Below are 1,292 nucleotides of genomic sequence, written 5' to 3' on the forward strand. Positions count from 1 at the left end.
GGGCAGCGGGGCGGGGGGCGGCGGGGCGGGGGGCGACGGGCACGGTGACGGCGGCCAGGAGCCGTCGGGTGGCGGCGGCCTCGTCGATGCCGAACAGGTCGACGCGGTCGACGGTGGCCAGCACCTCGGGGACCGGGCCGTCGGCCACCCGGACCAGCAGCAGGGGCCGCGTCGCCACCATCGCGGCCCATTCCAACGTGCACCAGGGGGCGTCGAACAGGGCCGGGGAACAAACGGCGAGGACGCGTTCCGCCCGCGCCACCTCGGCGCCGATATCGGAAACGGCGTACTCGCCGCCGGGTGATTCGGAAGGCTGTACCCGCACCGTGCGGCCGGCAAGCTCGAGAATGCCACTGATCCAGGTGGCCCAGTTCTCATCCGGACCGGCGTACGAAAGGAATAGGTCGGTGCCCGGCTGGGCGGCGCCGGCGGCGTCGACCATTAACGGTCGGGTAGATCGCACGACGCCAGAGCCTGCCAGAAGAGGCCATGCCGGTTCACCCTCTGCGACTGTGACCTACGGCGGCCGAGGGTCGACCGGCACAACGGCGTAAAAACGGGCCCTCTTGCCGGCTGGTTCCCAGTCGTAAGTTTGGCGGAGGCCGGCTGGCCAGAAATGCATCCTGGTCGACGTTGCTCGGCAGCGGCAAATGAAAATGGGTGAAACAGTAACAAGGGCCTACCCCTTTGGTCAGGTCCGCGGCGGGAGAGGGCCGGGCCGGCCGCGGGCCGATCTTCGTTTCTGGGCGTGATCGCTGATTTCCGGCGCGCGGCTCGCGCTCGACGTTATTGATCAAGGTGTTCCGCGGAACCGCGCCACGGTCCTCGCGCCTGCGGCCGTGCGGGATGCACAGATCGGACGGGGACTAGTGGCGGTGGACCGTGATCCGGGTCCAGGAGCCGAGGTAGACCCGGTCGCCGTCGTCGAGCGCGACGGCGCTGCCCGGCGTCAGGCGGACCAGGTGGGCCGGGTCCGGGCCGACCCAGGTGCCGTTCGACGAGCCCAGGTCGGTGAGACGCAGGGAGCCGTCCGCCATGAGTTCCAGCGCGGCGTGGGCGCGGGAGACCCCGGGATCCCCCGGATCGCCGGACAGGTCGATGCCCGGCGGGGTGCGCTGGCTGCGGCTGCGCCGGCCGACGACGGTCCGCGCGGCGGTCAGCTCGACGGTCACCGGACCGGAGCGCGTGGGGAGGGCGGGCGCGCCCGCGTCGTCACCCCGCTCGAAGAACGCACGGTCGACGGAGATCCGCGCGCTCCAGCGCCCCGCCCGGCCGTCGGCCCGGCTGTCGCC

At 72.3% G+C, this 1,292-nt stretch carries 2 protein-coding genes; both read right to left on the reverse strand.

The genetic code is table 11. The features are described 5' to 3' along the window. Window positions 1–442 (reverse strand): toll/interleukin-1 receptor domain-containing protein (locus ND748_RS32190; protein WP_251750043.1); only part of this gene is annotated, 442 nt, incomplete at its 3' end. Between the two features lie 424 nt (window positions 443–866). Then, a partial coding sequence (locus ND748_RS32195; RefSeq protein WP_251750044.1) for an FHA domain-containing protein occupies window positions 867–1,292 on the reverse strand: 426 nt, incomplete at its 5' end.

The sequence above is a fragment of the Frankia sp. AiPs1 genome, assembly GCF_023716945.1.
Lineage (GTDB): Bacteria > Actinomycetota > Actinomycetes > Frankiales > Frankiaceae > Frankia.